This is a genomic window from Fusobacterium necrogenes (assembly GCF_900450765.1).
Taxonomy (GTDB): domain Bacteria; phylum Fusobacteriota; class Fusobacteriia; order Fusobacteriales; family Fusobacteriaceae; genus Fusobacterium_A; species Fusobacterium_A necrogenes.
On sequence record NZ_UGGU01000003.1, the window covers coordinates 56,220 to 82,456 of the forward strand.

Genomic DNA, 26,237 nt, shown 5'->3' on the forward strand with positions numbered 1-26,237 from the left:
GAGGAATTTTAATGAAAGAAAAGGTAGTGTTGGCTTATTCAGGTGGACTTGATACTTCAGTAATTGTACCTTGGTTGAAAGAAAATTATAATAATATAGAGGTTATAGCTGTATCAGTGGATGTAGGTCAAAAAGATGATTTTGTAGAGGTAGAGAAAAGAGCTTTGGCTATTGGAGCTTCTAAATTCTATGTGGTAGATAAAAAAGCTGAATTAGTAAATGATTTTATTTTTCCAATGTTAAAATCAGGAGCTAAATATGAAAATGAATATTTATTAGGAACATCAATAGCAAGACCAGTCATAGCGAAGGCTCTTGTAGAAATAGCTATAAAAGAGGGAGCTAGTTATATAGCACATGGGGCAACAGGTAAAGGAAATGATCAGGTTAGATTTGAATTAGGGGTTAAAGCCTTAGCACCAAATATGAAAATGATAGCACCTTGGCGAATTTGGAGTATAAAATCTCGTAAACAGGAGATTGAATATTTGAAATCTCATAATATAGATTTACCTTTTAAAGAGGGAGTTACATATAGTAGAGATGAAAATCTTTTCCATATTAGTCATGAAGGACAAGAATTAGAATCTCCAGCTAATACTCCTAAATATGAGGATGTATTACAATGGGTTTTACCTTTAGAAAAATCGAGTGATATAGCTGAATATGTATCTATTGAGTTTGAGAAGGGAGTACCAATCAAATTAAATGGAGAGAAGTTAGACGGAGTTGCTCTTATTAATAAATTAAATGAAATAGGAGCTAAGCATGGAATAGGAGTGATAGATTTAGTTGAGAATCGTCTTGTTGGAATGAAATCAAGAGGTGTGTATGAGACTCCTGGAGGGACAATATTATATTTTGCACATGAAGAGTTAGAAAGACTTTGTTTAGATAGAGATACCCTTCAAGCAAAGATAAAACTTTCACATGATATGGCTAAATTAATATACAATGGACAGTGGTTTACAAAATATAGAAAGTCTCTTTCAGCTTTTGTAGATGAAACTCAGGAGTATATAACAGGTATTGTAAATTTAAAATTATATAAGGGAAATATACTTTTAAATGGAATGGAATCACCATATTCTTTGTATTCAGAAGATTTTTCAACATTTGATGAAGATACAGTATATAATCAACAAGATGCAGAAGGTTTTATTAATTTATTTGGATTACCTATTAAAATAGAAAGTTTATTAAGAAAATAGGTAACTTAGGGTATAATTTTCCATTCAAATATAGACTAACATAGAGAAAGAATTGCCTGGTACACAATTAAAGGTTTGAGTGTACAGGGCAATTCTTTATTTTAATTTTTATTTATTTTTTGAAGAATAAATGAAAATATTAAAATGAGAACTATATTTAGCAAAAGTGGTGTGATAACACCATAATTAGCACTCAAAATGATAGCTGAAACTATCATTAAAGGTCCAATTAGAGCGGTAATTGAAAAACCTAGTGAGTAATCCCCAAGGACAGGAGAGGAAAACTCAGAGTCACATATTTTTAAAAGTAATATTCCAGTGAGAAACACTCCAAAACTAGTTCCAGTTATTGATATTGCTCTTTCAAAGGCATAATTATTTCTAAAGTATTTGTAACAATAGTATTTTATACAGTACCAAGTACCAATAAAGCCTAGAATAAGCATTATTGTGATTGGTAAAAAATATGTAAAAACAGCCCTAAGTGGTAGAGATGCCACAGCACTTACTATTGCAAACTCTGTAAGAAGTGCAGAAATTTTACTTTTAATTTTTACATCAATACACCACTCCAAATCTAGTTTCTTTATAATTTGCCATACACTTATCATAAGTATCATAGCAAGTGCCCAAACTGAGACAGATGAAAGGATAGGAATCTTATACTTTCTGATAAAATCTAAAAAAAGATATGAGACTCCACACACAGAAAAAATAATGGCAACATGAAGAGCTAAAGTATCTATTGATGATGATAGCATGGTCTCTCGTCCTATTGAGTTTTGTTTAGTTATATCCTTATAATAACCTTGTTTTAGTTCTTGTGGTATATGACTTGGATTTTTTAAAAGAGATGTCTCTCCATTTCGACAGGCTCTATTGATAAGATAGACACCGATTAAAATTCCACCTATAAGACCAAAAGTGGCAGTAGTAGTAGCTATACCTTGTGATATTTGCCAATAATCTATATTCATCTCTTGTAAAGTTTTACCTATCATTCCAGCTGTTCCATGTCCACCAGCAAATCCAGTATTAAGCTCAGCTCCAAAAGTAGGATAAAGAGGCTTGCCTAGTATATATGTATAGATAAAATTTACAAAATAGCCTATAGCTAATTGTAAAAAAGTTACAATAAATAGAATAAAGCTAGTATTTATAATATCTTTAGCCTCTCCCTTACTATTTTTTATGTTGAAATTCATTCCTAGTGGAATACTAGCTATTATAGGAACTATGAGTATACTAGGAAGTAATGAGATATCTTTATTCCAAGTAATAGGAATAGAAAATGAACTGAGTTTTCCTAAAATCTCAGGTCCAATTATTAAACCAATTCCACCACCTATGATTGAAGCTGGAATAAATAATTCTTGAAAAATTTTAAATTTGGATTTTATAATTACTCCTAAAATTAAAAGAAAACTGAGATAACAAAGAATGTAAAAAAATTGTTGCATGAATACCTCCTAAAAATTAATAAGTAATTATATCATTAAAATTCATAAAGGTAAATAAAAAAAGGCTACTGCAAAATTTTTAATTGTATATTACTCCTCATTTAAAAGGGAATAATTACATTGCAACAGCCTCAGAACTTTTATTATAGAAGTATACTAGTCAATTTTTAAAGAAATCTACAGTTATAGTTTCTATTTTCCATATTATATTTTTGATTTTCAGTTCTTTTCATAACAATTTCTTGATTTAGTTTTTCTACTCTATTCCAATCTGGAGTATCTTTTAATAATTCTTTTCTGATTTCTATCTTTCTTTCTGCTATAAAAATTCTATTTTCTTCTAATTTCTTATCTAAAGGAAGACCATTTCTATTAAAATTTCTTCCATAACCACAATTAGTATTTGGATTATTGAAATTTCTTCCATAAGCGTAGTGAGTGTTTGAATTGTTATAATTTCTTCCATAAGCAACCGAATAATTTTGGTAACAAGCTCCAGTTCCTCTACCCATATTTCCCATACCTCTAGCAAATACAGTACTTCCAATTAATAGTGTTGCAACTCCTACAGTTAAAATAATTTTTTTCATAAGTTATACCTCCAAAAATTTTTTAATTTCCTTTATGGATTAAGTATAACTTTTGTTTATGACCTCAATATGTCAGACTAAAATTATATTTTTTCTAATAAAATAACACAATATGATTTTACTCCAGTTTCATCACCAGTGAAACCTAATTTTTCTTCAGTAGTAGCTTTTATACTGATTTGCTCTATGTTTATTTCTAGTATTTGAGCTATTTTTTTTCTCATTTCTTCAATATATGGTTTTATTTTTGGTTTCTGTAAAACTATTACAGAATCAATATTGACAATTTTATATTTCTTTTTAGTTATAAGTTCATTAACTTTAGCTAATAAAATTGTACTATCGATATCTTTATATTGAATATCAGTATCTGGAAAATGTTGTCCGATATCTCCTAGAGCTAAGGCTCCAAGCATAGCATCCATAATAGCGTGAATTAATACATCCCCATCAGAATGTCCAAGAACTCCTTTAATATGAGGAATTTCAATACCACCCAAGATTAGTTTTCTTCCTTCTACAAGTTTATGAACATCATATCCATTACCAATTCTAAACATTATTGCACTCCCATCTTTCATAAATTTGGTTATAAAATTCTAAAATCTCATCTTTTGTAACAGTTGATGTCCCCATCTTACCAACTACAATACCAGCAGCAGTATTAGCTATTTTAGCTGCCTCATGCCAATCTACACCAGCAGCACTAGCTAGAGTAAAAACAGATATAACAGTATCACCAGCTCCAGTGACATCATAGACTTCTTTAGCGAAAGTAGGGATATTTATAATTTCGTTTAAAAATAGGCTCATTCCTTCTTCACTTCTAGTAAGTAAGAGATTATCAAGTTGTAATTTTTCTTTTAATTCTTTTCCAAGAGCTTCAAAATCAGTAACATTATTTTTACCTAAGCATTCCATAGCTTCCTTTCTATTAGGTGTCATAGATGTAGCACCAATGTAATTCATAGCATTTTTAGGTTTAGGATCAACAGTAACTATCTTATTTTTAGCTTTACAAATTTTGACAATCTCTTTAGCAACTTTTGGAGTGAGGACCCCTTTGTCATAATCAGATAGGATAACAGCATCGAGTGAGTCAATTTTAGATTTAAAATTTTCTAATAAAAGCTCTTCTAGTTCTTTTGAAATAGTTTCTGCTTTTTCCCAATCAATTCTTAAAAGTTGTTGATTTCCAGCTAATATTCTTCTCTTAACAATAGTAGGAATCTCCTTTGTTCTAATAATACCTGAACTATCTATTCCTTTTTCATCAAAAGTTTTGAGTAATCTATCTCCATTTGTATCTGTACCAATGACACCAAAACATATGGTTTGAGCCTCAAGCACTGATAAATTATTTACAACATTGGCTGCTCCACCTAAGACAAATCTTTCTTCTTTGACATTAACGACAGGTACTGGAGCTTCTGGTGAAATTCTGTCAACTACACCTATTATATAATCATCTAACATAAGGTCTCCAACAACTCCTATCTTTATATTTTTAAAACTATCTAATATTTTTTGTAAATCTAATCTGTTTTTCATAACGCTCCTCTTTTCTTAATAAATTTTTCTATTTATTATATCCTTTGCTCTTTGATGAATTTCATCTCGTTCGAAGGAATCAGTTTCATTGTTAACAATATTTACTTTCATTTTTATATAGATATCACTTATTTCATGACTTATATTTTGATTTTTGAAAAAAATATCAATCATAGGAAGTGTACCGAAAAATGGAATTTGGCTGTTGAGATTATGAACTGTAGCTTTTTTTAATCCTCCTATAAATATGGTTTCTCCATCTCTTATTTTAATGGTAGTTTCTATACTTCTACCTATTTTAGATCCACCTTCAGAGTTATATGTCCCACTATCTTCTGCCTCATCTTTATTAATTTTTAATTTAAAATTACTAATTTCTATTAATACTTTTAGGATTACCCAGCCATCTTTTCTAATAGTAGGTGTTACCTTCAAAATAACACCAGCTTCCCTAAATATAGGAGTAGTGATGACTCTATTGTTATCTTCATCTTCCTCCTTTTGTTCCCCAACAATGACCTCTTCAGCAACTTTAAAACTTCCTTCTTCCCCATCTAACACCAAAATAGATGGTCTAGAACTTACTACTAGGTCTTGAGTGCTTTCTAAGAGATTAATTCCAAGATTAAGTATATCACTTCCAGCATTAAACTGTTTTGAGATAGAGATAGCTGAAGAGTAAGCATTTCCAAGTCCAGTGACAGAACTACTACCTAATAAAGAAAAATTCCAATCTTCATTTCCTTTGAGATTTTCATTATTATTATATATCCAATTAAATCCTAAATTTTCAAAAAGATTATTAGTAACATCGAGAATTTGTGCATCTATTCTAATCTGTTTCATATCACTATCTAAATCTGCAATAAGAGCTTTAGAACTTTTTATGATTTCCTCTTCTCCAGAAAGTAGAAGAATATTTTTCTTAGGAAGAGATGAGATTTTTAATAAACTTCCGAAAGTTTCTAAAAGAAGCTTCTTTATATCTTCACAGTTATTATTGTAAATATGTATTGTTTCAGTTAGAATTTTTTTACCATTGACCATATTTTGATAAGAAGTATTATCTTTTTTTAATGAAGATTTTTCTTCTCTATTAAAGAACTTATTTTCCCTTTTCATAGTGATATTTATAGATTTATTCATTTCTGTTAAATCTATTAGATCAATAATAGGAAAATAGCCTTCTTTTTCAAATTTTACAATATATACAGCTGGATCTATATCATTTAGTAAAAAGTAACCATCATAAGTTGAGAATACAGGCTGAGAAAAGCTATTTATTAGAGTTATTTTCACTCTTTCAAGTCCTTTTTTTGATTCTTCAGATTCCACACGACCAGAGAAGATAAAATTATTATTTTCTCCTCTTTTACTTAAAATAAAGATTTGACCACTTTTAGAAAGTTTAAGATTATAGAGTTGAATAAATGTATTGAGTATATCTTCTAATGAGATATCAGCAGGAAAATAGGTGTTTAAAATAATATCTTTTATCTCATCACTTGGGATTATAGCTACTTTACTTTCTTGACTGATAATATTAAGAGTTTCTCCTAAAGTCATATTTTGTAAATTTAATTCATAAGTGATGTGATTTTTAAGTTTTGTATGATCAAATTGTCCATAACTATTATAACAAATAAAAAAAATTATTAAAAGTATAAGATTTTTTTTTCTCATAAAATCTCCCCTAATTTTCAAGTAGTTGTAAAAAAGGGGAGTTGTTTTTAAGAATAATCTTATATCTTAAATTATTGAGTATAACTTCCTCACCCTCATAAAAAATATTTTTACTACCATCTTTATAATTTAGTATTATATAGTTTTTTTTATTAAAGCTTAAATATTTAATATTAGATATTTTTTTATTGCTTAGTTTTGAAATTGTTATAAGTGAGTCTTGATTAATTTCTTGTTCTATTGTATTAAGTACATTAGAAGATATTTTTGTAATAATTTTTCCTCTAGGAGTAAAGGATATTTTTGTAATACTATCACTAAAAGAAATTTTTTTCTTGTTTTTTTCTAGTTCTTCAAGAAATGATAAGATATCTTTATCTTCACCTTCTATTATATAAGGTATGTAAATTTTATTGCTGTTATTTACCTTTTCAACCCTACCAATAGTGTTAATAATTAAATGATGAGAGTTAGCTTTTTCGCTTATAAATTTCTCAAGGCTACTTATATTTTTAAAACTTTTATTTTTTTCAATCTTTTCAATATTATTTTGAGAAATCTTTAGCTGTTCAAGATTTTCTAATAATTTATTGTATCTTTGGGTACTAGCTTGTTTTGTTTTTTGCTCTTTTTTAATTTTAATTTGAAGAGATTTTAAAGCTTCTACTTTTCCTTTATAATCTTTAAAAGGTAAAAATATTAAGCTATACATAATAAAACCAGCAATAAAGATAGAAATAAACAAAAGAATCTGAGCTTTATATTCATGATAATTAAAATTCTTCAAGGATATCATTTGTCACCTCTATATCTATATTAAACTCATAACTATCATTTTTGAGTTTAATATAGTCATGATTAAATTTTTTAAAAAGTTTATTTTGGAGAATACTGTTTTGAAATTTATAAATTGCATCTTCAGAGTTAGAAATACCTTGAAGATTAATAATACCATCGCCGTATTCAAAATTAGTAAGTTCTAAATTTTCATTTTGAGATATAGAAGTCAGAATTTTATGAAGTTTTATTTGATTAAAATATTTTACTTTACTATTTTTTTTGATATTTCTGATCTCTTCTTCTAATTTTAATATTTCATCTCTAATTTTTAGATTTTTTTCGTGGATTGAAGAAAAATTTTCTTGATAAGTATAAATTTTGTTGTCAATTGTTTGTCTTAGAAAATATAGTGTGAAAAATAAAATTGAAGATATAATTATAATAAGTGAGATAATGAAAGTAGAAATTTTTAAATTTTTTTTATAATTTTCTTCTAAGATATATTCGTTAGGAATAAAATTAAAATCAGTTTTTAAAGTTAGTGGATATTCTCTCCAATCTTTGACTTTTAAATTTGGAAAGTATTTAATTATTTCTTTTTGAGCTTCATAAACAAAGCTTTCACCTTTGAGATTTTCTTCTAGATACTTAGGAAAAGACAATAGTTCATCCTTTTCAAATTCACTTTCTTGAAAATTGACCAATTTATTTTCTAAAAAGTAATAGAGTCTATATTTTTCATCTTCTATTTCTACATATGTTTTTTCTATATTGTTTTTATTAAAAAGCTCTAATAAAAAGAGTGGATATATTCCTAAAAGAGTTATATTTTTTTCTTTTAAATTATCTAGAAGAGTATAAATTTTATCCTTCTCTATTGTAATAAAAAGTATCTTTTCTAAATTATTTTCTATTTTTAAGCTTAACTCTTTTTCTAAATAGTAGAGTTCATCATAATCTTCAAAGATATTTTCAAGTTTTTCTATTATTTCAAATTCTCTTTCTCTTTTATCTATATCTTTAGAAAAGATCATAGGAATGATATGGAAAAAATTACTATCTAGTATAAGAATTCCTTCCTGATAATTTTCAATCTCATCTAAAGTAAAAAAATTAATTTTCTTTTTTGTTAGAAATTTATCAATTATTTTCAATGTTAACCACGAACTCCTTTAAAGTTTCTAAATTAGGATTAAGAGGGTTTTTATTTCCTTTTTCATAAAGTAAATCTATTTTAGCTAAGAAGGAAATAAGAGTATTATCTTCAGGATTAGAGAGAGTTTTTTTCATCTCTATAGTAACTGTATTAATTGTATATGGATTAGAATAAAGATTAATTAGAATAATTTCTTTAAAGTTTACCTTACCGCTATCACTGAATTTATAACAAATTTTTCCATTAAATCTTAGCCTGTAAAGAAAATATCTATTTTTACTGTAGTTATTATCGTTATTTCCAAACCAAATTCTTGTATATTTCTCATCAATACCTATATACTCAGCTGCATTTTCGTAACTTCCAGAAGAAAGAATTTGATCTATTTTATGTAATTCATCGTAGATAAGTATCCTCAAATTGTGAAGTTCAGAGTCTATTTGTATAGTAGAAAAGTGAGAAGACAATCTTTCTCCTTTTCTAAAAATAATCTTGTAGCCAATCAAAAAATTCCAAGATAAAAAAATAGTAAGTAAGAGTGTACTAAGCAGTATAAAAGCTTTATTTTTTGAAGTTTTCATATCCTTTTAAACTCCTAACTTTTGATAGATCATTATTCAAAATTTCTATATTGATAATAATGCCAGTAGTAGTTTTTTCAAAATAACCATGAATATTGTCAGCAATAGAGTTACTATTTTCAACATAAACAATATTATTGTAATTTTTACACTCAATAACTTGTAATTTTCCAAGATAGAATCTAAATATGACAAAAAAATAAAAAATATTTTTTCCATCACTTGTTGGTAATTCTAAAAAAAGTGTATTTCCCCTATTTGTTTTTTTCTTGAAAAAATCTTCAGTTAATCCAAGTTGAATTTCTTTATTATAATTTAACACTATAGCAGCATTTTCTAGATATTCCTTACCAATGTAGTTTATTGGCGCTATTTGGCTATTATCAATACTTTTTTCTATAAGTGATAAGAGTTTTACCGTATCTTTTTCAAAAAGACTTTGATTCATGAGAGAAGTACTTAGATCGTTAGAGATTTTTAAAAGTGGAAAAATTAATGCAGAAAATATACTTAGAAGACCTAAAGTAAAGATTACTTCTAAAAGTGAAAATCCACGATTTTTTTTCATAAAAATCACCATTTATTAACTAAATTCTCGCTTTTAAAACTTTTATTATTATTAATATACATAAAGTTTATTTTTAAATACTCATATTTTTCAATTTCATCATGATAGTAAACTTTTGAGATCTCTAATTCTAATTTTGACTCCTTATCTAGCTGATAGGGAAGAAAGAAATTTTTGGTAATATTATCTTTTCCAAAAGTTTCAAAATTATATTCTTTCTTTCCAATTGAATTTTCTAAAAGTTCAAACTCTTGGACTAGTAGTTGCTTTTCAATAGCTTTAAAATTATAAAAACTTTTTTCTAAAGAAATGTATCTCCTATTGCTAGAGAATGAAAAGTGAATGTATTTTATCAATGGAAAAATACTTATAAAAAAAAGTGCAATAGATATAACTATTTCAATAAAACTTAGACCTTTATTTTTCATAATTACCTCAACCAAATAAAAAGGAAAGCAAGAATTAAAAATGGAGAAAAAGGAATTTCTCTTTTTTTTCTTTTACTAATAAAAAATATTATTCCAACAAATGAAGCTGTGGTAAAAGAGATGAGGTAGTAAAGATAAAGGTCGAAAAAGTTAGTATAACCTAGGATATATCCTAGAGATAACAAAAGCTTTATATCACCAAAACCAAAAATCTCTTTGTTTAAAATGTCAGAAAGGTATCCATAAAGTAATAGTAATGGAAGTGTATATAAACCCATACCTATAATACTATTTTCTATAATTTCGTAATCAAATTTTTTTAAAAATATTCCTACTATAAGTAAAGAAAAATTTAAAAAATTTGGGATATAGAGTTTTTTAATATCTATAAATATAATAAAAAAAAGTATAATAAAAATTAGTATTCTGTCCATTTATTTCCTTTTGTATCATACTCTTTATTTTCAGCTGGTTGAAACCAAATGTATATTCCATCACTTCCACTAGAATCTGTTATATTTGGGTTTTTAAATGTGAGTCCAATAGTTCCGCCGTAGTTTATAGTTTCTTCAACTTGAGAATTATCAGGATTTGTAGTTCTACTTCCTCCTATTTCTAGGTTTCCATCTTCTATCTCTTTAAAAGTTTTTTCATCAAGATATGGTTCAAGTTTTTTTAGAGCTTCTATAGTTGTAGATCCTTCTTCGGGAGTGCCAGTAACATTAGCTGGAGACTCTCCAGTTTCTATAAAATAGAGCTCGCTAGCTGTCCGTAAAGTGCCTAGGATGGCTATGGCTTTTGTATCTCTTCCAATAGCTATCTGTTTACGCAGTTTTGGAACACCTATACTTGCCATAATTCCAATAAGTGCAATAGCAACAGTGACTTCAATTAAACTGAAACCTTTGTTTTTCATAAAAAAATTCCCCCTTATATTATGATTTCTGAAATATTAAATATAGGTAAATAAATAGCTAAAATTATTATTCCTATAATAATTCCTAAAGTTAGAAGTAAGATAGGTTGTAAAAATGTTGTAAGTTTGAAGAGATAGGCTTCTAACTCTTTTTGCTCAATAAAAGATATGGAAGCAAAAGCATCACTTAGCTTTCCAGTTTTTTCTCCTACAGAAATAATATCTAACTGATTACTATTGAGTAAAGAACTTAAAGAAAATGCCTCTTCAATAGAATTCCCAACTTTAATTTTGGATTGAATTTCTTGTAATTCATATTGTAAAAAAATATAGGGTGTAGCTTTTTTTAAACTTTCTAAGATATCAATAATATTAATTCCAACTTCACTCATTATAGAAAAATTTTGTGTAAGATTAATAAGTAAACTTTTTTTTATAATTTTTCCATAGAGTGGGAATTTCAATTTCAAATTTTGAGATTTTTCTAATGAAATTTTTTTAAAAAATAAAATAATTCCAGTTATAAGAAAAAATATAATAAGTAAAATGTAGAGGATATTTTCACTGAGAAAAATTATAAATTCAGTAAGTAAAGGTAATTTTGTATTTGTATTTTTGAATAACGAGATAAAGCTAGGAAAAACAAAGATAAGCATAAAAAATAATAGAAGTATGGCAAATACAAAAACAATACTAGGGTAGAGCATTGCTTCTTTGATATCTCGTTTAATTTTTTCTTTTAAAATTATATTTTCACATATCTTATCTAGATTTTTTAAAAGTTGACCAGATTCTTCTCCGACTAATAAAAGATTGAGATAGGTATCCCCAAAGACATCCCTATATTCTAAAAAAGCGAGATAAATATTTTTTCCATTTAAAATTTTATTTTTAATATCATTTATGATACTAGAAAATATATTATTTTTTTCTTGAGAGCTTAAAATATCTAAAACTGTTGAGATAGTTAGTCCACTTTCTAACAAAGTTTTAAAATTTTTTGTAAAATTTAGAATATCACTTTGCAAAATCTTGTATTTTGGTGTAATTATTTTATAAGATATGAGAATTAATTTATTTTTTTTAAGATAATTATGAAAATCTTTTGATGAGTCAAATCCAATTAAATAAGAGAGTTTTTTTCTTTGGCTATCATAAACTTTAAAGGAGTAAAATTTCATAATTAACACTGCCTTATAATCTCATCTAAAGAAGTTATTTTGTTTAGTGCTTTTTCTATCCCGTCTTCAATCAAAGTTTTGACTCCTTTTCTTTTAGTTAAATTTTGTAGATCTTGTAAAGAGATATTTTTTTCTAAAAGATTTCTTATCTCATTGTCAAATAAGAGCAATTCAAAGATAGCAATTCGTCCTTGATAACCAGTATACTTACATTTTTCACAGCCATTAGCTATATAGAAAACTTTATCTTTGAATGCATTTAAATCAACTTTTAAAAGCGAAAGTTTTGCTAAGAAGTCTTGATCGATAGTAAGGCAATGTGGACATAATCTTCTAACTAAACGCTGAGCTACTATTCCAATGATTGAAGTAGAAACCATATATTTTTCAACTCCGATATTGAGTAGCCTAAATATTCCACTTATAGAATCATAAGTATGTAGTGTAGATAGAACTAGATGTCCTGTGAGAGCAGCTTTGACTGCTATTTCAGCTGTTTCATAATCCCTTATTTCACCTATCATTAATATATCGGGATCTTGTCGAAGATAAGCTTTTAAGACAGTAGAAAAATCTCTACCAATTTCTTGGTTGTATTGGACCTGATTAATTCCCTCTATTTCATATTCAACTGGATCTTCAACAGTAGAAATATTAACTTGTCCATTATTTAATTTTTTTAATATGGAATATATAAAACTACTTTTACCGGAGCCAGTAGGTCCACAAGCTAAAATTATTCCATTTTTTTTATTAATGAGATTAGATATTTTATTGAAATTTTCTAGATTAAGACCTAGGTTTTCCAATTCGAAACTATAATTTTCTCTATCTAAAATTCTAATAACAGCTTTTTCACCGGTTATAAGTGGAACAGTAGAGACTCTAAAATCTATATTTTTTTCATCTATCTCCATTCTAAATTTTCCATCTTGAGGAAGTTTTCTTTCCGTAATATCAAGTTTAGAAATAATTTTTAATCTAGAAATTAAAGAAGAATGAAGAGAAGAGTCAATATTCATTTCTTCATGAAGAATCCCATCTATTCTATATCGAATTCTAGTTCTATCTTTTAAGGGCTCTATATGAATATCACTAGCTTTTTTCTCTACTCCAGAGAGAATAATAGCACTTAATCCTTTTACAACAATGGGATTATTAGATTCTAGTGAAGAATCTATACTAAGTTCAGTAGAAAATTTTGATTTTTTACTATGGGAGCTCATCTCTTTGAAGATATCTTTAATTTTTTCTGAGCTATTTTTTATCATAATTTTTCACCTACAATAAAAAAAGTATTTGGATTTTCTTTGTTAGATAGTATGACATAGCTAGTATAATTATTTCCCTTTATAAAAATAGTAACTTTAACTATTTCTTGATCTAGGGATTTTGAAAAAATAAAATTTGGAATGAAGTAAAGAAGAAAAAATAGTATAAACTTCATATTTATTCCTCCTTCCACTTTGGATTTGCAGTAGTCCATTTATTATGAAAAAGTAAAATATTATCATATTTAGCTGTTTTATCATCAATATTTTTATACACATTGATTTGCATATATTTTATCAAATCAAAACCGTAAAATGAAATTCGATATTTTGCAATATTATCATAACCAAAGATATAAATACTAAAAGATGGAGTGATATTTCCATTTGAAGTAATCTTAGATTTGAACTTTACTTGTGTTTGCTTTTCAAAGATACTAATGTATTTTAATTTTCTAGGAAGATGAATGACTTCTTTATCTATAACACTCATCTTAGATATAGTAATCTTTTTTTTAAGGTAATCTAGTTCAATATCATAGCTTGTTCTACTGTTAAAAGCTTTAATAGCATAAGTAGTGAAAACTTCATAGATTTCTGTTTTAGCTTTTATCAACTCCTCTCTTTCTATAAGTTTTCTAAAATATATTAGACCAAAACTTAATAATAAAAGAACAAGACTTATTTGAAATAGCGTATCTATAAAATAAAACCCTTTTCTGTTTTTCATCAATTTTTATCTTGCTAAGAGTATACCATATTTTTTTCAATAATCAAGAGTTATTGAGAGAGTTTTAACAATTTATTTGTTACGGATTAGGAAAATAATAGAAAAAAAATGAAAAACAAGGTATAATATGGTGAAAAGTATTAAAAATGGAGGAAGTTATGGTTTTAGCAGGAAATAAAAAAGCCTATTTTGATTACTTTATTGAAGATAAGTATGAGGCTGGAATAGAGCTAGTTGGAAGTGAGGTAAAATCAGCTAAGGCTGGAAAAATAAGTATAAAAGAAGCTTTTGTCAGAATAATAAGTGGAGAAATTTTTATTATGGGGATGTCCATTGTCCCATGGAGTTTTGGGAGTGTTTATAATCCTGAAGAAAGGAGAGTAAGAAAGCTTTTGCTTCACAAAAAAGAAATTAGAAAATTGCATGATAAAGTTACTCAAAAAGGATATACAATAGTTCCATTAGATATCCATCTTTCAAAGGGATATATTAAAGTTTCTATTGCTTTAGCTAGAGGAAAGAAAAACTATGATAAAAGAGAAAGTATAGCTAAAAGAGATACACAAAGGGATATACAGAGAATGATAAAAATCAGATAGAATTTTTTTTTAAAATATGATATACTAATGTGTAGAATTGAATAATGGGGATGCAAAGGTTTCGACGGGGTTATGAGGTTATAGATAGCAGGCCAGGTTGACCGCTGTGAGAGGTTAACACATCGTTTAGATGGAAACAGAAATTACGCTTTAGCTGCTTAATAGTCAGCTCACCTTCAAACTTTCTTTTCTGTAGGAGAGTTTAATATAGGTGTTACTAATATACAGATTACCTTTAGTGATTTCTCTAAGCTTAAAGGGACATATGAGAGGATAGTTTCAGTCAGCCCTGTCTGTGGGAGTGACTGTAGCGAAATTTAATAACAGACTAAGCTTGTAGAGGTTTATGGCGCTGGTAATTTCGGACACGGGTTCGATTCCCGTCATCTCCACCAACCTTAGACATACTTATATGTAGAAAGAATTATATATAAAAAATTTTGTGAATAAGTATACTGACAAAAATATAAAATTGAATATTTAAGGATGATTTTTTATTTATTTAAATTAAATTCAATCATTATAAAAGCCTGGAATTTTTGAAATTTCAGGCTTTTATAATGATTATAGAAATATTAAAAAAGTTTTTAATTCAGTATATTTATACATTATAAAAATGAAAAAATTGTAGAATATTATTAAAAAAGTATTGACAAAATAATAAAAATATTATATAGTTACATTATAAGAATTAGCACTCTTAATAAGTGAGTGCTAACAAAAAAGGTGATAAAAATGTCTATAACAGATAGAGAAAAGTTAGTATTAAATGCTATAGTAAATTATTATCTGAATTTTGGAGATACTATTGGTTCTAGGACATTGGTAAAAAAATATGGAATTGATCTTTCTTCAGCAACCATTAGAAATGTAATGGCAGATTTGGAAGACATGGGATTTATAGCAAAGACACATACATCTTCTGGAAGGATTCCTACTGACAAGGGCTATAAATACTATTTAGAAGAGCTTTTAAAAGTAGAGAAACTTACAAAGCAGGAGAAAGAAAATATTGAGTTAGTTTATGAAAATCGTGTAAATGAATTGGATATGTTGTTACAACAAACTTCATCACTTCTTTCAAAGTTAACTACTTATGCTGGAATAGCTATGGAACCAGCGGTTATGATTGAAAAAGTTAAAAAAGTTGAACTGGTACATATTGATGATTACATGATTATAGCTATTATAGTTTTAGAAAATAGGAGTGTAAAAACTAAAAAAATTATGCTTAAATCTCCTATAACTAAAGATGAGTTAGTAACTTTAACTGAAAGTATAAATGAAAAATTAAAGCTAGAAGAATTAACTCAAGGAGAGATAGAAGGTTATATAATTGGAGAGAGAAAAATTGTTCCTAGAGCAGCTGAGCATTATGAAGATGATGGAAAACTTTTCATAAATAATGTTCCAAGCATATTCAGAGATAAACATGTAAATGAAGTTTCTGAGGTGTTAGAATTATTTCATCATAGAAAAGATGTTAGAGGAATATTTGAACATATAATAAATACTAAAAATACTACAAATGGAAGAGTAGAGGTAGTATTTGGGGATGAGCTAGGAATAAAAGGCTTAGAAGATTATAGTTTTGTATATTCTACTTATAATGTAGGAGAAGCTCAAGGTGTAATTGGAGTAATAGGGCCTAAGAGAATGGCTTATTCTAAAACAATGGGACTTATAAAGTATGTAACTCAAGAGGTTAATAAGATAATAAATCAAAATCAAATTGAGAGAAAGGAAGAAATTGATGAAGGATAAGATAAAAGAGATGTTTGGAAAAAAAGAAGATGAAAAAAAAGAATGTGGATGTAGTCCAGAATGTGAGTGTTCTTGTAAAGACGAAGGAGAAAATACAGAGGAACTAAAGCAAGAAGATTTATTAGTACAAAAAGATGAGGAAATAGGAAAATTACAGGTAGAAGTAGAGGATTGGAAACAATCGTATCTAAGAAAACAAGCTGAATTTCAGAATTTTACAAAAAGAAAAGAAAAAGAAATGGAGGAACTTAGAAAGTTTGCTTCAGAGAAGATAGTAACTAAATTATTAGATGGATTAGACAACTTAGAGAGAGCTATAGTTGCTTCGAGTGAATCAAAGGATTTTGATGGGTTAGTAAAAGGGATGGACATGATATTAGGACAATTGAAAGGTATTATGGAATCTGAAGGAGTAGAAGCTATAAAGACTGAAGGAAAATATGATCCTGTATTCCATCATGCTGTGATGGTAGAAGATAATCCAGAGTTTGAAGATGATCAAATTATATTAGAGTTACAAAAAGGATACACAATGAAAGGAAAAGTAATCAGGCCAGCAATGGTTAAAGTATGTAAAAAAGGCTAAATAATAACTTATAGTAAATAAATTTTTAATATAATATGGAAGAATATTTTAGGAGGTTTTAAAATGAGTAAAATAATTGGTATTGACTTAGGGACAACAAATTCATGTGTAGCAATAATGGAAGGAGGAAATGTAACAGTTATTCCTAACTCTGAAGGAGCAAGAACTACACCATCAGTTGTAAATGTAAAGGAAAATGGAGAAATTATAGTAGGAGAGATAGCAAAAAGACAAGCTATTACAAATCCTACATCAACTGTAAGTTCAATTAAAACTCACATGGGTTCTGATTATAAAGTGGAAATATTTGGGAAAAAATATACTCCACAAGAAATTTCTGCTATGACACTTAAAAAATTAAAAAAAGATGCTGAAGCTTATTTAGGAGAAGAGATTAAAGAGGCAGTAATTACTGTACCAGCTTATTTTACAGATTCGCAAAGACAAGCTACTAAAGATGCTGGAACAATAGCTGGATTAGATGTAAAAAGAATTATCAATGAACCAACTGCTGCGGCATTAGCTTATGGGCTAGAAAAGAAAAAAGAGGAGAAAGTTTTAGTATTTGACTTAGGAGGAGGAACTTTTGACGTATCTGTACTTGAAATAGCTGATGGAGTAATTGAAGTTATAGCAACTGCAGGAAACAACCATTTAGGAGGAGACGATTTTGATGCTGAAATCATCAACTGGTTAACTTCTGAGTTCAAGAAAGAAACAGGAATAGATTTAGCAAATGATAAAATGGCTTACCAAAGATTAAAGGATGCGGCAGAAAAAGCTAAAAAAGAGTTATCATCAATGATGGAAACTTCAATCTCTTTACCATTCATCACTATGGATGCAACAGGACCTAAACACTTAGAGATGAAATTAACAAGAGCTAAATTCAATGACTTAACTAGACACCTAGTAGAAGCAACTCAAGGACCTACAAAAACAGCTTTATCAGATGCTAAATTAAATCCATCTGAAATTGATGAGGTATTATTAGTAGGAGGTTCTACAAGAATACCAGCTGTTCAAGAGTGGGTAGAATCATTCTTCGGAAAAAAACCAAATAAAGGAATTAACCCAGATGAAGTGGTTGCAGCAGGGGCAGCTATCCAAGGTGGAGTATTAATGGGGGATGTTAAAGATGTACTATTACTAGATGTAACTCCATTATCATTAGGAATTGAGACTCTTGGAGGAGTATTTACTAAGATGATAGAGAAAAATACAACTATCCCAGTTAAAAAATCACAAGTTTATTCTACAGCAGTAGATAATCAACCAGCTGTAACAATTAATGTATTACAAGGAGAAAGAGCTAAGGCTGCTGACAATCATAAGTTAGGAGAGTTTAATTTAGAAGGAATTCCAGCAGCTCCTAGAGGTGTACCTCAAATAGAAGTAACATTTGATATAGATGCTAATGGGATTGTACATGTATCAGCAAAAGATTTAGGAACTGGAAAGCAAAATACAGTAACTATTTCTGGATCAACTAACCTATCTAAAGAGGATATAGACAGAATGACTAAAGAGGCTGAAGCTAATGAAGCTGAAGATAGAAAATTTAAAGAATTAGTTGAAACTAGAAATAAAGCTGATATGTTAATATCTTCTACTGAAAAATCATTAAAAGAGTATGGAGATAAAGCTTCTGAACAAGAGAAAAAGGATATTGAAGCAGCTATTGAAGAACTTAAGAAAGTAAAAGATGGAGAAGATAAAGAAGCTATAGATAAAGCTATGGAAAACTTATCTCAAGTAGCTCATAAATTTGCTGAAGAGATTTATAAAGAAGCTCAAGCTAAAGCACAAGCTGGACAACAGGCTGGACCTCAAGAGAATAAAAAAGCTGATGATGATGTAGCTGAAGCTGAAGTAGTAGACTAATAATATAGAAAAGATTCTAGTGAAAGTAGAAGGGGAGATGGGGTTATACCCCTCTTCCCTTATCTTAAATTTTCATAAGTTAGGAGAGAAAATATGGAATTAAAAATAAGTAATAAATTCTTAGAGGTTAGATTAGAAAGTTTTGGTGCAGAATTGATAGGTCTTAAGGACTTAGTAGATGGAAGAGAGTATATGTGGCAAAAAAATCCAAAATTCTGGGCTAAATGCTCTCCTATATTATTTCCCTTTATAGGAAGTTTGAAAGATAATCAATATTTATATAAGGGAAAGAGCTATCAAATAACAACAAGACATGGTTTTGCTAGGGATTATAACTTTGAAATAAATTACCAAGATGATAAAAGTGTTGAGTTTTTATTTGGAAGCAATGAGGAAACATTAAAAATTTATCCTTTTAATTTTAAACTTTATTTAAAATATATTTTAGATGGGAAAAAATTAAGAATGGAATATAAAGTTGAAAATTTAGGAGATAAAAGAATGTATTTTTCTTTAGGAGCTCATCCAGCATTTGCTATACCTATAGATGAAAAAATAGATTATTCAGACTATTATATAGAATTTGAAAAAGAAGAAACTGGGGATACAAGAGTTTTAAATGGAGTTTTGATAGATTCTAAAAAAGTAGAGAAAGTTTTTGATGGAAAGAAACTTGTACTAGCAAAAGATAAATTTAAAAATGATGCTATAATAATAGAAAATCCAAATTCTTATAAAGTTAATTTAAAAAATGATAAAAACAAATATAACATTAGTTTTACTTATGAAGGATTTAGATATATAGCTTTTTGGAATATAGTTGGAGCAGAATATATATGTTTAGAACCTTGGTGTGGAATATCTGATTTTGATAATTGTAATGGAAATATTGAAGAAAAAGTAGGAATAGAAACTCTTGAAACAAAAGAAAAATTTGTAAGAAAAATAGAAATAGAAATTCTTTAATTTTAAAATTTATGATATAATAAATGGGAATATTTTAGAGAAGGAGAGAATATTAAATGGCAGAAAAAAGAGATTACTATGAAGTTCTAGGAATATCTAAAGGAGCTTCAGAAGATGAGATAAAAAAAGCATATAGAAAAGCAGCCATGAAATACCACCCTGATAAATTTAGTAATGCAAGTGATAAAGAAAAAAAAGAAGCTGAAGAAAAATTTAAAGAGGTAAATGAAGCTTATCAAATCTTATCAGATGCACAAAAGAGAGCTCAGTATGACCAATTTGGACATGCAGCCTTTGAACAAGGAACTGGTGGATTCGGAGGCGGATTCGGAGGCTTTGGTGGAGGAGCTGGAGGCTTTGAAGATATATTTAGTTCATTCTTCGGTGGAGGAGGTTCTGGATTTGGTGGATTCGGAGGCGGATTCGGAGGTTCTTCAAGAAGAAGTTATGTAGAGCCTGGAAGAGATTTAAGATATCAGGTTGAGTTAACGCTTGAAGAAGTAGCAACTGGAGTAGAAAAAACTTTAAAATATAAAAGAAATGGAAAATGTAAGAGCTGTGATGGAACTGGAGCAGAATCTGGAAGCTCAATGAAAACTTGTCCGAAATGTAATGGTAGGGGCTATATAGAAGTAACTCAAAGGACTATACTAGGAAATATGGTAAGTCAAATGGAATGTGATGAGTGTCATGGAAAAGGAAAAGTCCCTGAGAAAAAGTGTAAGTCTTGTGGAGGAACAGGAATAGCTAAAGAAACTGTAGAGAAAAAAGTAAAAATTCCAGCAGGTGTAGAAACAGGACAAAAATTAAGACTAGATGGAATGGGAGAGGCTAGTGAATCTGGGGGACCAAATGGTGATTTATATGTGATAATAAAAGTGAAAGAACATTCGATATTTGAAAGGGATGAAATGGATATTTTATGTGAAATTCCTATCAAATTTACAACAGCAGCTTTAGGTGGAGAAGTTGAAGTACCAACATTAAAAGGTAAGAAAACTATAAAGATTCCTGCTGGAACTCAAACAGGAAAGAGTTTTAGAATGAGAGGAGAGGGCTTGCCTGCTTTAAGAGGTTCTATGACAGGAGACGAAATTGTAAAAGTAGTAGTAGAAACTCCAATAGATTTAAATGAAAAACAGCAAGAGTTACTAAAAGCTTTTGAAGATAGTTTAAAAGAAAAAAATTATAAAAAGCATAAAACTTGGTTGGATAAAGTGAAATCATTTTTTAAATAGTTTGAAAAAAAAGTTCTTTTATGATATACTAGAAAAGAAGAAAACATAACTAGAGGGGGATGAATGATGGAGCAATTATTAGGTAAATATGGTGGAATGATAATTACTTTTGCTATATGGATAGCAGTATTTTATTTCCTATTAATATTACCAAACAAAAAAAAGCAAAAGAAACAACAAGAGATGTTAGATTCTATAAAAGAGGGTTCTGAAGTTATAACTGTTGGTGGAATAAAAGGAACAGTAGTAGCAGTATTAGGAGATTATGTTGAATTAAGAGTAGATAAGGGAGTAAAAATTACTTTTAGAAAATCTGCTATATCAACTGTATTACAATAAGAAAAGAAATTTTAGGAGGGGGTTAAGGAAAAGTTTCCTGACCTCTTTTTTCTTAAATAAATGGAGTGGCAAATGAAAAAAATATTAATATTATTTCTAATTATAGGGAGTTTTTGTTTTGCTGGAACAATTAGTTCAGTAAATGAAAAAGGAAGTAACTTATCTTTTGTATTTACAGGAAATGCTAAATCAGCCTACCAAATAAGCTATGATTCATATAACAGACTCATATTTATAGAATTTCCAGGAAGTAAGCTATCTACCAAGATAAATGATAAAAATTATACTTCAAAATATATTGAAGATTTTTCAGTAGTTAATTATGGGAATGCAGTTGGTTTTTTCATAAAATTGAATAAGAATATTTCTTATTCTACAGCTTTTAAAGGAAATGATTTTGTATTTACTTTTAATGATAAAAGTGGGAAAAAACAATATACAATAGCTATTGATGCTGGTCATGGAGGAAAAGATCCAGGGGCAATTGGATTCAAAAAATATTATGAAAAAAATATTGCTCTTGCTGTGGCTAAATATCTAAGAGATGAGTTAAAGAAGGATTTTAATGTGGTCATGACAAGGGATAAAGATATTTTTGTAACCTTGGGAGAGAGGCCAAGAATAGCAAATAGAGCTAAAGCAGATATGTTTGTTAGTATACATGCAAATTCAGCTTTAAAAAATACTCTTTCTGGGACAGAAGTATTTTATTTTTCAAAAAAGTCATCTCCTTATGCTGAAAGAATAGCAGCTTTTGAAAATAGTGTTGGAGATAAGTATGGAGAGAAAACTAACAATATAGTTCAGATAATGGGAGAATTAGCTTATAAAAAAAATCAAGAGATATCAATAGGATTCGCTAGAAAAACTTCGGCTGCGTTAGCTAGAGTAATAGGAATCAAAGATAGAGGAATACACGGAGCTAATTTCGCTGTACTTAGGGGATTTAATGGACCTGGAGTATTAATTGAGTTGGGATTTATTAATAATAAAGGAGATTTAAATAAATTAATAAATACAACAAATCAAAAGAAAATGGCTCAGGAAATAGCTAAGATGATAAGAGAAAATTTCTATTAATAGGAGCGAGGTGTGGTATTGAATAGAAAATTATTATTTTTAGTTGGTATAATTTGGGGGATTGCTATAATAAGTGCTGTGGGATATTTTCAGCTAAAGAAGTCTTCTGAAAAAATAAATATAATTCAATTGGAAAAAAAAGAGAATGTAATAGAAGATGAAGGACGAACAGAAAAAATAAAATTTTATTTTTTGGGAGAAGATAGAAAAAGTTTAATTTCAAGAGAAGAAGATATTCCTTTATATAGTAGAACTAAGGATAAAGTTAGAAAGATTACTGAAAAGAGTTTAGAAAATCTTTGGAATGTTAAAGTATTAAAGAATTCTCAAATAGAGATAGGAAATATTTTTATAATAGGTGATATGATATATATTGATATAGATGCTAATATTTTAGAATTAAAACCAGAAAATAGAATAAATCTTTTATCTATATACTCTATAGTAAATAGTATTACAGAAGTTGATGGAATTAGAAGAGTTAAGTTTCTAATAGATGGAAAAGAAGAAACAGGAAGTTTTTCAAAAATATATACTAGAAATACAAATATTTAATAAATTGGTCTAGTGATTAAGAATAACTTTCGTTCAAAGAATAAAGAGCAAGTATGGCTTGGAGCACTAAGAACACAAAACTCACTTTGTTCAAACAGTTGTGTTTTTTAGTGTCCTCCTTCGCTGACTTGCTCTATTTATTTTTCTCAATCTCTGTTATTTTAATAAAATGTTGCATTTTTAATGGGTAACTATAAATTTAACATAAGATTTACTTTCTTTCTAAATAAATATGGTATAATTAAAATAAAAGAGAGAGCTTTTAAGGAGGAGAGATGTTGGAAAATTTAAGAGAAATAGTTAAAAATAAAGTGACTGAGAAAAGATATGTACATACTTTAGGAGTAGAAGAAAAAGCTGTGGAGTTAGCTAAAAAATATGATGTGGATGAAGAAAAAGCTAGAATAGCAGCAATTTTACATGACATAGCTAAAAGTGTAGAAGTTGGAAAACTAGAAGAGGTATGTAGAAAATATTTTTCAAATGAATTAACTGAAGAGGATATAAAGATAACTGAGATATTACATGGATTTGTAGGTTATATAATAGTAAAAGAAGAGTTAAAAATAGAAGATGAAGAGATTTTAGAAGCCATAAAATACCATACAATAGGTAAAAAAGGATTATCTAAGCTGGGGAGAATAATATATATAGCTGATGCAATTGAAAAAAATAGAGTTTATCCAAATGTGCATAAAATAAGAGAGATAGTTGATAGAAATTTAGATGATGGAATCATTTATGAGATAGATAAGAAAATAGAATATTTAGAAAGTATTGGTGGAAAAATACATAAAAATACTTTAGAGATGGGGGAATGGTTAAAAAATTTTAGGAGGTAGAATATGAAAATAGAAAAAGAGTTAGAAAAATTAAAAGATATATTTAAAAATACAAAGGGAAAAGGATTAAAACTTGATGAGATAACTAAGATGTTAGGATGGTCTCCAAAATTTAAAAAGGAGAATAGAGAGATAATAGAGAAATGGGTAAGTGATGGTGAGCTTATCAAAAATAATAGAGGAAAGTATAATCTTCCAGAAACACAAGGATATATTAAAGGAGTATTCAGCATAATAAAGGATAGATTTGCCTTTGTAGATACTGAAGATGAGGGAATATTTATCCCTAAGAGTGGATTTAATGGAGCGCTTGATGGAGATACAGTTTTTGTAAGACTTACAGCAGGAATGAAAGGAGATAGAAAAAAAGAGGGAGAAGTAGTAAGAGTAATCAGTAGAGATAAGGATATAGTTATAGGAATATTCCAAAAAAATAAGAACTTTGGTTTTGTAACTCCTACTCACTCTTTTGGTAGAGATATCTATATTCCATCTATAAGAATGAAAAACGCTGAAAATAATCAGCTGGTAGTGGTAAGAATAACTTTCTGGGGAGATAATGAAAGAAAACCAGAGGGAGAAATTGTAGAGATACTTGGAAATCCATATGATACCAAAAATATGATAGAGGCACTGATTATTCGAGAGGGAATGTCAGAAATTTTTCCAGCTGAAGCAATGGCAGAGGCTAGAAGAATACCTATGGAGATAGGGAAAAAAGAGTTAGAGGGAAGAAAGGATTTAAGACACTTACCTATTATAACAATAGATGGTGATGATGCTAAGGATTTAGATGACGCTGTCTATGTAGAAAAATTAAAAAATGGAAACTATAAACTGATTGTAAGTATAGCTGATGTATCTTACTATATTCCTGAAGGTTCAGCACTAGATAGAGAGGCATATAAGAGAGGAAACTCTGTATATTTAGTAGATAGAGTGTTGCCAATGTTTCCAAAGGAAATATCTAATGGTATCTGTTCTTTAAATCCTAATGAAGATAAACTCACTTTTACTTGTGAGATGGAAATAGATAAAAAAGGAAAAGTTATAGACTCTGATACATATAAATCAGTTATAAAAACAGCATATAGAATGACATATAATAATGTTAATAAGATGATAGCTGGGGATGAGGAAACTTTAAAAACTTATGCTCCAATAAAAGATATGGTAATGGATATGTTAGAACTTTCTAAAATAATTAGAGAGGTAAAATATAAAAGGGGGAGTATAGATTTTGATATTCCAGAGATAAAACTTGTGTTAGATGAGAAGGGAAAAGTTGAATATATTAAAAGTAGAGATAGAGGGGAATCTGAAAGAATAATAGAAGATTTTATGATAGCTGCCAATGAAACAGTGGCAGAAAAACTTTTTTGGCTAGAGATACCTTCTGTATATAGAACTCATGAAAAACCAGATATAGAGAGAATAAAAAATTTAAATGAAACTCTGGCTAAGTTTAAATATAAAATACACTCTTTAGAGGAGATACACCCTAAGCAGTTTCAAAAAATAATAGAAGATTCTAAAGAGAGAGGAATAAACCTATTAGTTCATAAGATGATACTGATGGCATTGAAACAAGCTAAGTATACAGTAGAAAATTATGGACACTTTGGACTTGCTTCAGGATACTATACTCATTTTACTTCTCCAATTAGAAGATATGCAGATTTAACTGTTCATAGAATTTTAAACTCTGTACTTCATGGTTATCCAAATAAGAAAACTATTATAAAAAACATGGAGGAGTTACCAGTGACTTGTGCTCATATTTCTAAAACAGAGAGAGCAGCTATGAAAGTAGAAGATGAAAGCGTAAAAATTAAACTTGTGGAATATATGATGGATAGAATTGGGGAAGAGTATGATGCTACAATTGTTGGATTTAGTAATAAGAGAGTATTCTTTGAAACAGAGGATCATGTAGAGTGTTTCTGGGATGTAGTTTCTGCTAAACATTACTATGAATTTGATGAGAAAGATTATGTAATGAGAGATACTGATACTGGCAAATTTTATAGTATAGGTGATAGATATAAAGTAACTTTAGTAAGAGCTAGCTTATCAGAGTTAGAAATTGAAGTTACACCTAATTTTGTAATGGACGAGGGATTAATTCTGAAATAGTATAAAGATAGTAGTGAAAAAATTACTTGATAAAGAATGATAACTATGAGGAAAATAATAGGGATTGATGTAGTTTAAGATATTACAGCAATCTCTTTATTTAATTATAAAACTATTTTTTATTTGAAAAATATATAAAAAA

28 protein-coding genes and 1 other RNA gene are annotated in these 26,237 nt (G+C 28.3%); 13 read left to right on the top strand and 16 right to left on the bottom strand.

Going from position 1 to position 26,237, the window contains the following annotated elements; genetic code table 11:
• Nucleotides 1–11: 11 nt before the first annotated feature.
• Nucleotides 12–1,211, top strand: a complete 1,200-nt coding sequence (locus DYA59_RS00595) for an argininosuccinate synthase (protein WP_115268349.1) — start codon at nucleotides 12–14, stop codon at nucleotides 1,209–1,211.
• Nucleotides 1,212–1,312: 101 nt separating this feature from the next.
• Here DYA59_RS00595 and DYA59_RS00600 read toward each other — a convergent pair whose 3' ends face one another.
• From DYA59_RS00600 to DYA59_RS00675, 16 genes are all read right to left on the bottom strand, one after another.
• Nucleotides 1,313–2,671, bottom strand: coding sequence for a sodium/glutamate symporter (locus DYA59_RS00600; protein WP_115268351.1), 1,359 nt, complete (start codon nucleotides 2,669–2,671; stop codon nucleotides 1,313–1,315).
• Nucleotides 2,672–2,838: 167 nt separating this feature from the next.
• Nucleotides 2,839–3,261 (bottom strand): hypothetical protein, encoded by a 423-nt coding sequence (locus DYA59_RS00605; RefSeq protein WP_115268353.1) that lies wholly within the window; start codon nucleotides 3,259–3,261, stop codon nucleotides 2,839–2,841.
• An 83-nt stretch (nucleotides 3,262–3,344) separates the two neighbouring features.
• Complete coding sequence (ispF, locus tag DYA59_RS00610) at nucleotides 3,345–3,821, bottom strand: 2-C-methyl-D-erythritol 2,4-cyclodiphosphate synthase (RefSeq protein WP_115268354.1); 477 nt, start codon at nucleotides 3,819–3,821, stop codon at nucleotides 3,345–3,347.
• A complete protein-coding gene (gene rfaE1 / locus DYA59_RS00615) occupies nucleotides 3,814–4,812 on the bottom strand; it encodes a D-glycero-beta-D-manno-heptose-7-phosphate kinase (protein WP_115268356.1) in 999 nt (332 codons plus the stop codon). Before rfaE1 ends, ispF begins: the two co-directional genes overlap by 8 nt.
• 15 nt (nucleotides 4,813–4,827) lie before the next feature.
• Nucleotides 4,828–6,495 carry a general secretion pathway protein GspD gene (locus tag DYA59_RS00620; RefSeq protein ID WP_115268358.1) on the bottom strand — a complete coding sequence of 556 codons (1,668 nt, stop codon included), beginning with the start codon at nucleotides 6,493–6,495 and terminating at the stop codon, nucleotides 4,828–4,830.
• A 10-nt stretch (nucleotides 6,496–6,505) separates the two neighbouring features.
• Nucleotides 6,506–7,291: a hypothetical protein gene (locus DYA59_RS00625; protein ID WP_115268360.1), complete on the bottom strand. Its 786-nt coding sequence runs from the start codon at nucleotides 7,289–7,291 to the stop codon at nucleotides 6,506–6,508.
• On the bottom strand, nucleotides 7,269–8,429 hold the full coding sequence (locus tag DYA59_RS00630) for a hypothetical protein (protein WP_115268362.1): 1,161 nt from the start codon (nucleotides 8,427–8,429) through the stop codon (nucleotides 7,269–7,271). Before DYA59_RS00630 ends, DYA59_RS00625 begins: the two co-directional genes overlap by 23 nt.
• The gene (locus DYA59_RS00635; protein ID WP_115268364.1) at nucleotides 8,416–9,012 is read right to left on the bottom strand and encodes a hypothetical protein; all 597 of its coding nucleotides are present in this window, start codon (nucleotides 9,010–9,012) and stop codon (nucleotides 8,416–8,418) included. Before DYA59_RS00635 ends, DYA59_RS00630 begins: the two co-directional genes overlap by 14 nt.
• Entirely contained in the window at nucleotides 8,993–9,580 is a 588-nt protein-coding gene (locus DYA59_RS00640; RefSeq protein ID WP_172606923.1) for a type II secretion system protein, read from the bottom strand. Before DYA59_RS00640 ends, DYA59_RS00635 begins: the two co-directional genes overlap by 20 nt.
• Before the next feature lie 5 nt (nucleotides 9,581–9,585).
• The gene (locus DYA59_RS00645; protein ID WP_115268368.1) at nucleotides 9,586–10,008 is read right to left on the bottom strand and encodes a hypothetical protein; all 423 of its coding nucleotides are present in this window, start codon (nucleotides 10,006–10,008) and stop codon (nucleotides 9,586–9,588) included.
• Between the two features lie 2 nt (nucleotides 10,009–10,010).
• Complete coding sequence (locus DYA59_RS00650; RefSeq protein WP_115268370.1) at nucleotides 10,011–10,442, bottom strand: prepilin peptidase; 432 nt, start codon at nucleotides 10,440–10,442, stop codon at nucleotides 10,011–10,013.
• Nucleotides 10,427–10,924 (bottom strand): type II secretion system protein, encoded by a 498-nt coding sequence (locus DYA59_RS00655; RefSeq protein ID WP_115268372.1) that lies wholly within the window; start codon nucleotides 10,922–10,924, stop codon nucleotides 10,427–10,429. Before DYA59_RS00655 ends, DYA59_RS00650 begins: the two co-directional genes overlap by 16 nt.
• Nucleotides 10,925–10,938: 14 nt before the next feature.
• Nucleotides 10,939–12,105, bottom strand: a complete 1,167-nt coding sequence (locus DYA59_RS00660; RefSeq protein WP_147280953.1) for a type II secretion system F family protein — start codon at nucleotides 12,103–12,105, stop codon at nucleotides 10,939–10,941.
• Between the two features lie 2 nt (nucleotides 12,106–12,107).
• Complete coding sequence (locus DYA59_RS00665; RefSeq protein WP_172606974.1) at nucleotides 12,108–13,373, bottom strand: ATPase, T2SS/T4P/T4SS family; 1,266 nt, start codon at nucleotides 13,371–13,373, stop codon at nucleotides 12,108–12,110.
• Entirely contained in the window at nucleotides 13,373–13,552 is a 180-nt protein-coding gene (locus tag DYA59_RS00670; protein ID WP_115268377.1) for a hypothetical protein, read from the bottom strand. Before DYA59_RS00670 ends, DYA59_RS00665 begins: the two co-directional genes overlap by 1 nt.
• 2 nt (nucleotides 13,553–13,554) lie before the next feature.
• Nucleotides 13,555–14,106: a hypothetical protein gene (locus DYA59_RS00675; RefSeq protein WP_115268379.1), complete on the bottom strand. Its 552-nt coding sequence runs from the start codon at nucleotides 14,104–14,106 to the stop codon at nucleotides 13,555–13,557.
• A 158-nt stretch (nucleotides 14,107–14,264) separates the two neighbouring features.
• Between DYA59_RS00675 and smpB the strand changes: the two genes are divergently transcribed.
• The 12 genes from smpB (at nucleotide 14,265) to rnr (ending at nucleotide 26,095) form a co-directional block, all read left to right on the top strand.
• Nucleotides 14,265–14,705 carry an SsrA-binding protein SmpB gene (gene smpB / locus DYA59_RS00680; protein ID WP_115268381.1) on the top strand — a complete coding sequence of 147 codons (441 nt, stop codon included), beginning with the start codon at nucleotides 14,265–14,267 and terminating at the stop codon, nucleotides 14,703–14,705.
• Nucleotides 14,706–14,751: 46 nt separating this feature from the next.
• Nucleotides 14,752–15,100: a transfer-messenger RNA gene (ssrA, locus tag DYA59_RS00685) on the top strand.
• Nucleotides 15,101–15,440: 340 nt separating this feature from the next.
• Nucleotides 15,441–16,469: a heat-inducible transcriptional repressor HrcA gene (hrcA, locus tag DYA59_RS00690; RefSeq protein ID WP_115268383.1), complete on the top strand. Its 1,029-nt coding sequence runs from the start codon at nucleotides 15,441–15,443 to the stop codon at nucleotides 16,467–16,469.
• Nucleotides 16,459–17,055, top strand: a complete 597-nt coding sequence (grpE, locus tag DYA59_RS00695; RefSeq protein ID WP_115268385.1) for a nucleotide exchange factor GrpE — start codon at nucleotides 16,459–16,461, stop codon at nucleotides 17,053–17,055. Before hrcA ends, grpE begins: the two co-directional genes overlap by 11 nt.
• A gap of 63 nt (nucleotides 17,056–17,118) precedes the next feature.
• Complete coding sequence (gene dnaK, locus DYA59_RS00700) at nucleotides 17,119–18,939, top strand: molecular chaperone DnaK (RefSeq protein WP_115268387.1); 1,821 nt, start codon at nucleotides 17,119–17,121, stop codon at nucleotides 18,937–18,939.
• A gap of 93 nt (nucleotides 18,940–19,032) precedes the next feature.
• Complete coding sequence (locus tag DYA59_RS00705) at nucleotides 19,033–19,905, top strand: aldose 1-epimerase family protein (protein ID WP_115268389.1); 873 nt, start codon at nucleotides 19,033–19,035, stop codon at nucleotides 19,903–19,905.
• 56 nt (nucleotides 19,906–19,961) lie between these two features.
• Nucleotides 19,962–21,143, top strand: a complete 1,182-nt coding sequence (gene dnaJ, locus DYA59_RS00710) for a molecular chaperone DnaJ (RefSeq protein WP_115268391.1) — start codon at nucleotides 19,962–19,964, stop codon at nucleotides 21,141–21,143.
• Between the two features lie 66 nt (nucleotides 21,144–21,209).
• Nucleotides 21,210–21,482, top strand: coding sequence for a preprotein translocase subunit YajC (yajC, locus tag DYA59_RS00715; protein ID WP_115271412.1), 273 nt, complete (start codon nucleotides 21,210–21,212; stop codon nucleotides 21,480–21,482).
• Between the two features lie 72 nt (nucleotides 21,483–21,554).
• A complete protein-coding gene (locus DYA59_RS00720; RefSeq protein ID WP_115268393.1) occupies nucleotides 21,555–22,562 on the top strand; it encodes an N-acetylmuramoyl-L-alanine amidase family protein in 1,008 nt (335 codons plus the stop codon).
• A 12-nt stretch (nucleotides 22,563–22,574) separates the two neighbouring features.
• Nucleotides 22,575–23,117, top strand: a complete 543-nt coding sequence (locus DYA59_RS00725; RefSeq protein WP_115268395.1) for a GerMN domain-containing protein — start codon at nucleotides 22,575–22,577, stop codon at nucleotides 23,115–23,117.
• A gap of 275 nt (nucleotides 23,118–23,392) precedes the next feature.
• Entirely contained in the window at nucleotides 23,393–23,959 is a 567-nt protein-coding gene (gene yqeK / locus DYA59_RS00730) for a bis(5'-nucleosyl)-tetraphosphatase (symmetrical) YqeK (protein WP_115268397.1), read from the top strand.
• Between the two features lie 3 nt (nucleotides 23,960–23,962).
• Entirely contained in the window at nucleotides 23,963–26,095 is a 2,133-nt protein-coding gene (gene rnr, locus DYA59_RS00735) for a ribonuclease R (RefSeq protein WP_115268399.1), read from the top strand.
• Nucleotides 26,096–26,237 lie beyond the last annotated feature (142 nt).

What these genes read in the sequence shown, in the direction of transcription:
- DYA59_RS00595 (WP_115268349.1), top strand. Translation starts at nt 12, where the DNA reads ATGAAAGAAAAGGTAGTGTTGGCTTATTCAGGTGGACTTGATACTTCA.
- DYA59_RS00600 (WP_115268351.1), bottom strand. Translation starts at nt 2,671, where the DNA reads ATGCAACAATTTTTTTACATTCTTTGTTATCTCAGTTTTCTTTTAATT.
- DYA59_RS00605 (WP_115268353.1), bottom strand. Translation starts at nt 3,261, where the DNA reads ATGAAAAAAATTATTTTAACTGTAGGAGTTGCAACACTATTAATTGGA.
- ispF (WP_115268354.1), bottom strand. Translation starts at nt 3,821, where the DNA reads ATGTTTAGAATTGGTAATGGATATGATGTTCATAAACTTGTAGAAGGA.
- rfaE1 (WP_115268356.1), bottom strand. Translation starts at nt 4,812, where the DNA reads ATGAAAAACAGATTAGATTTACAAAAAATATTAGATAGTTTTAAAAAT.
- DYA59_RS00620 (WP_115268358.1), bottom strand. Translation starts at nt 6,495, where the DNA reads ATGAGAAAAAAAAATCTTATACTTTTAATAATTTTTTTTATTTGTTAT.
- DYA59_RS00625 (WP_115268360.1), bottom strand. Translation starts at nt 7,291, where the DNA reads ATGATATCCTTGAAGAATTTTAATTATCATGAATATAAAGCTCAGATT.
- DYA59_RS00635 (WP_115268364.1), bottom strand. Translation starts at nt 9,012, where the DNA reads ATGAAAACTTCAAAAAATAAAGCTTTTATACTGCTTAGTACACTCTTA.
- DYA59_RS00640 (WP_172606923.1), bottom strand. Translation starts at nt 9,580, where the DNA reads ATGAAAAAAAATCGTGGATTTTCACTTTTAGAAGTAATCTTTACTTTA.
- DYA59_RS00645 (WP_115268368.1), bottom strand. Translation starts at nt 10,008, where the DNA reads ATGAAAAATAAAGGTCTAAGTTTTATTGAAATAGTTATATCTATTGCA.
- DYA59_RS00650 (WP_115268370.1), bottom strand. Translation starts at nt 10,442, where the DNA reads ATGGACAGAATACTAATTTTTATTATACTTTTTTTTATTATATTTATA.
- DYA59_RS00655 (WP_115268372.1), bottom strand. Translation starts at nt 10,924, where the DNA reads ATGAAAAACAAAGGTTTCAGTTTAATTGAAGTCACTGTTGCTATTGCA.
- DYA59_RS00660 (WP_147280953.1), bottom strand. Translation starts at nt 12,105, where the DNA reads ATGAAATTTTACTCCTTTAAAGTTTATGATAGCCAAAGAAAAAAACTC.
- DYA59_RS00670 (WP_115268377.1), bottom strand. Translation starts at nt 13,552, where the DNA reads ATGAAGTTTATACTATTTTTTCTTCTTTACTTCATTCCAAATTTTATT.
- DYA59_RS00675 (WP_115268379.1), bottom strand. Translation starts at nt 14,106, where the DNA reads ATGAAAAACAGAAAAGGGTTTTATTTTATAGATACGCTATTTCAAATA.
- smpB (WP_115268381.1), top strand. Translation starts at nt 14,265, where the DNA reads ATGGTTTTAGCAGGAAATAAAAAAGCCTATTTTGATTACTTTATTGAA.
- hrcA (WP_115268383.1), top strand. Translation starts at nt 15,441, where the DNA reads ATGTCTATAACAGATAGAGAAAAGTTAGTATTAAATGCTATAGTAAAT.
- grpE (WP_115268385.1), top strand. Translation starts at nt 16,459, where the DNA reads ATGAAGGATAAGATAAAAGAGATGTTTGGAAAAAAAGAAGATGAAAAA.
- dnaK (WP_115268387.1), top strand. Translation starts at nt 17,119, where the DNA reads ATGAGTAAAATAATTGGTATTGACTTAGGGACAACAAATTCATGTGTA.
- DYA59_RS00705 (WP_115268389.1), top strand. Translation starts at nt 19,033, where the DNA reads ATGGAATTAAAAATAAGTAATAAATTCTTAGAGGTTAGATTAGAAAGT.
- dnaJ (WP_115268391.1), top strand. Translation starts at nt 19,962, where the DNA reads ATGGCAGAAAAAAGAGATTACTATGAAGTTCTAGGAATATCTAAAGGA.
- yajC (WP_115271412.1), top strand. Translation starts at nt 21,210, where the DNA reads ATGGAGCAATTATTAGGTAAATATGGTGGAATGATAATTACTTTTGCT.
- DYA59_RS00720 (WP_115268393.1), top strand. Translation starts at nt 21,555, where the DNA reads ATGAAAAAAATATTAATATTATTTCTAATTATAGGGAGTTTTTGTTTT.
- yqeK (WP_115268397.1), top strand. Translation starts at nt 23,393, where the DNA reads ATGTTGGAAAATTTAAGAGAAATAGTTAAAAATAAAGTGACTGAGAAA.
- rnr (WP_115268399.1), top strand. Translation starts at nt 23,963, where the DNA reads ATGAAAATAGAAAAAGAGTTAGAAAAATTAAAAGATATATTTAAAAAT.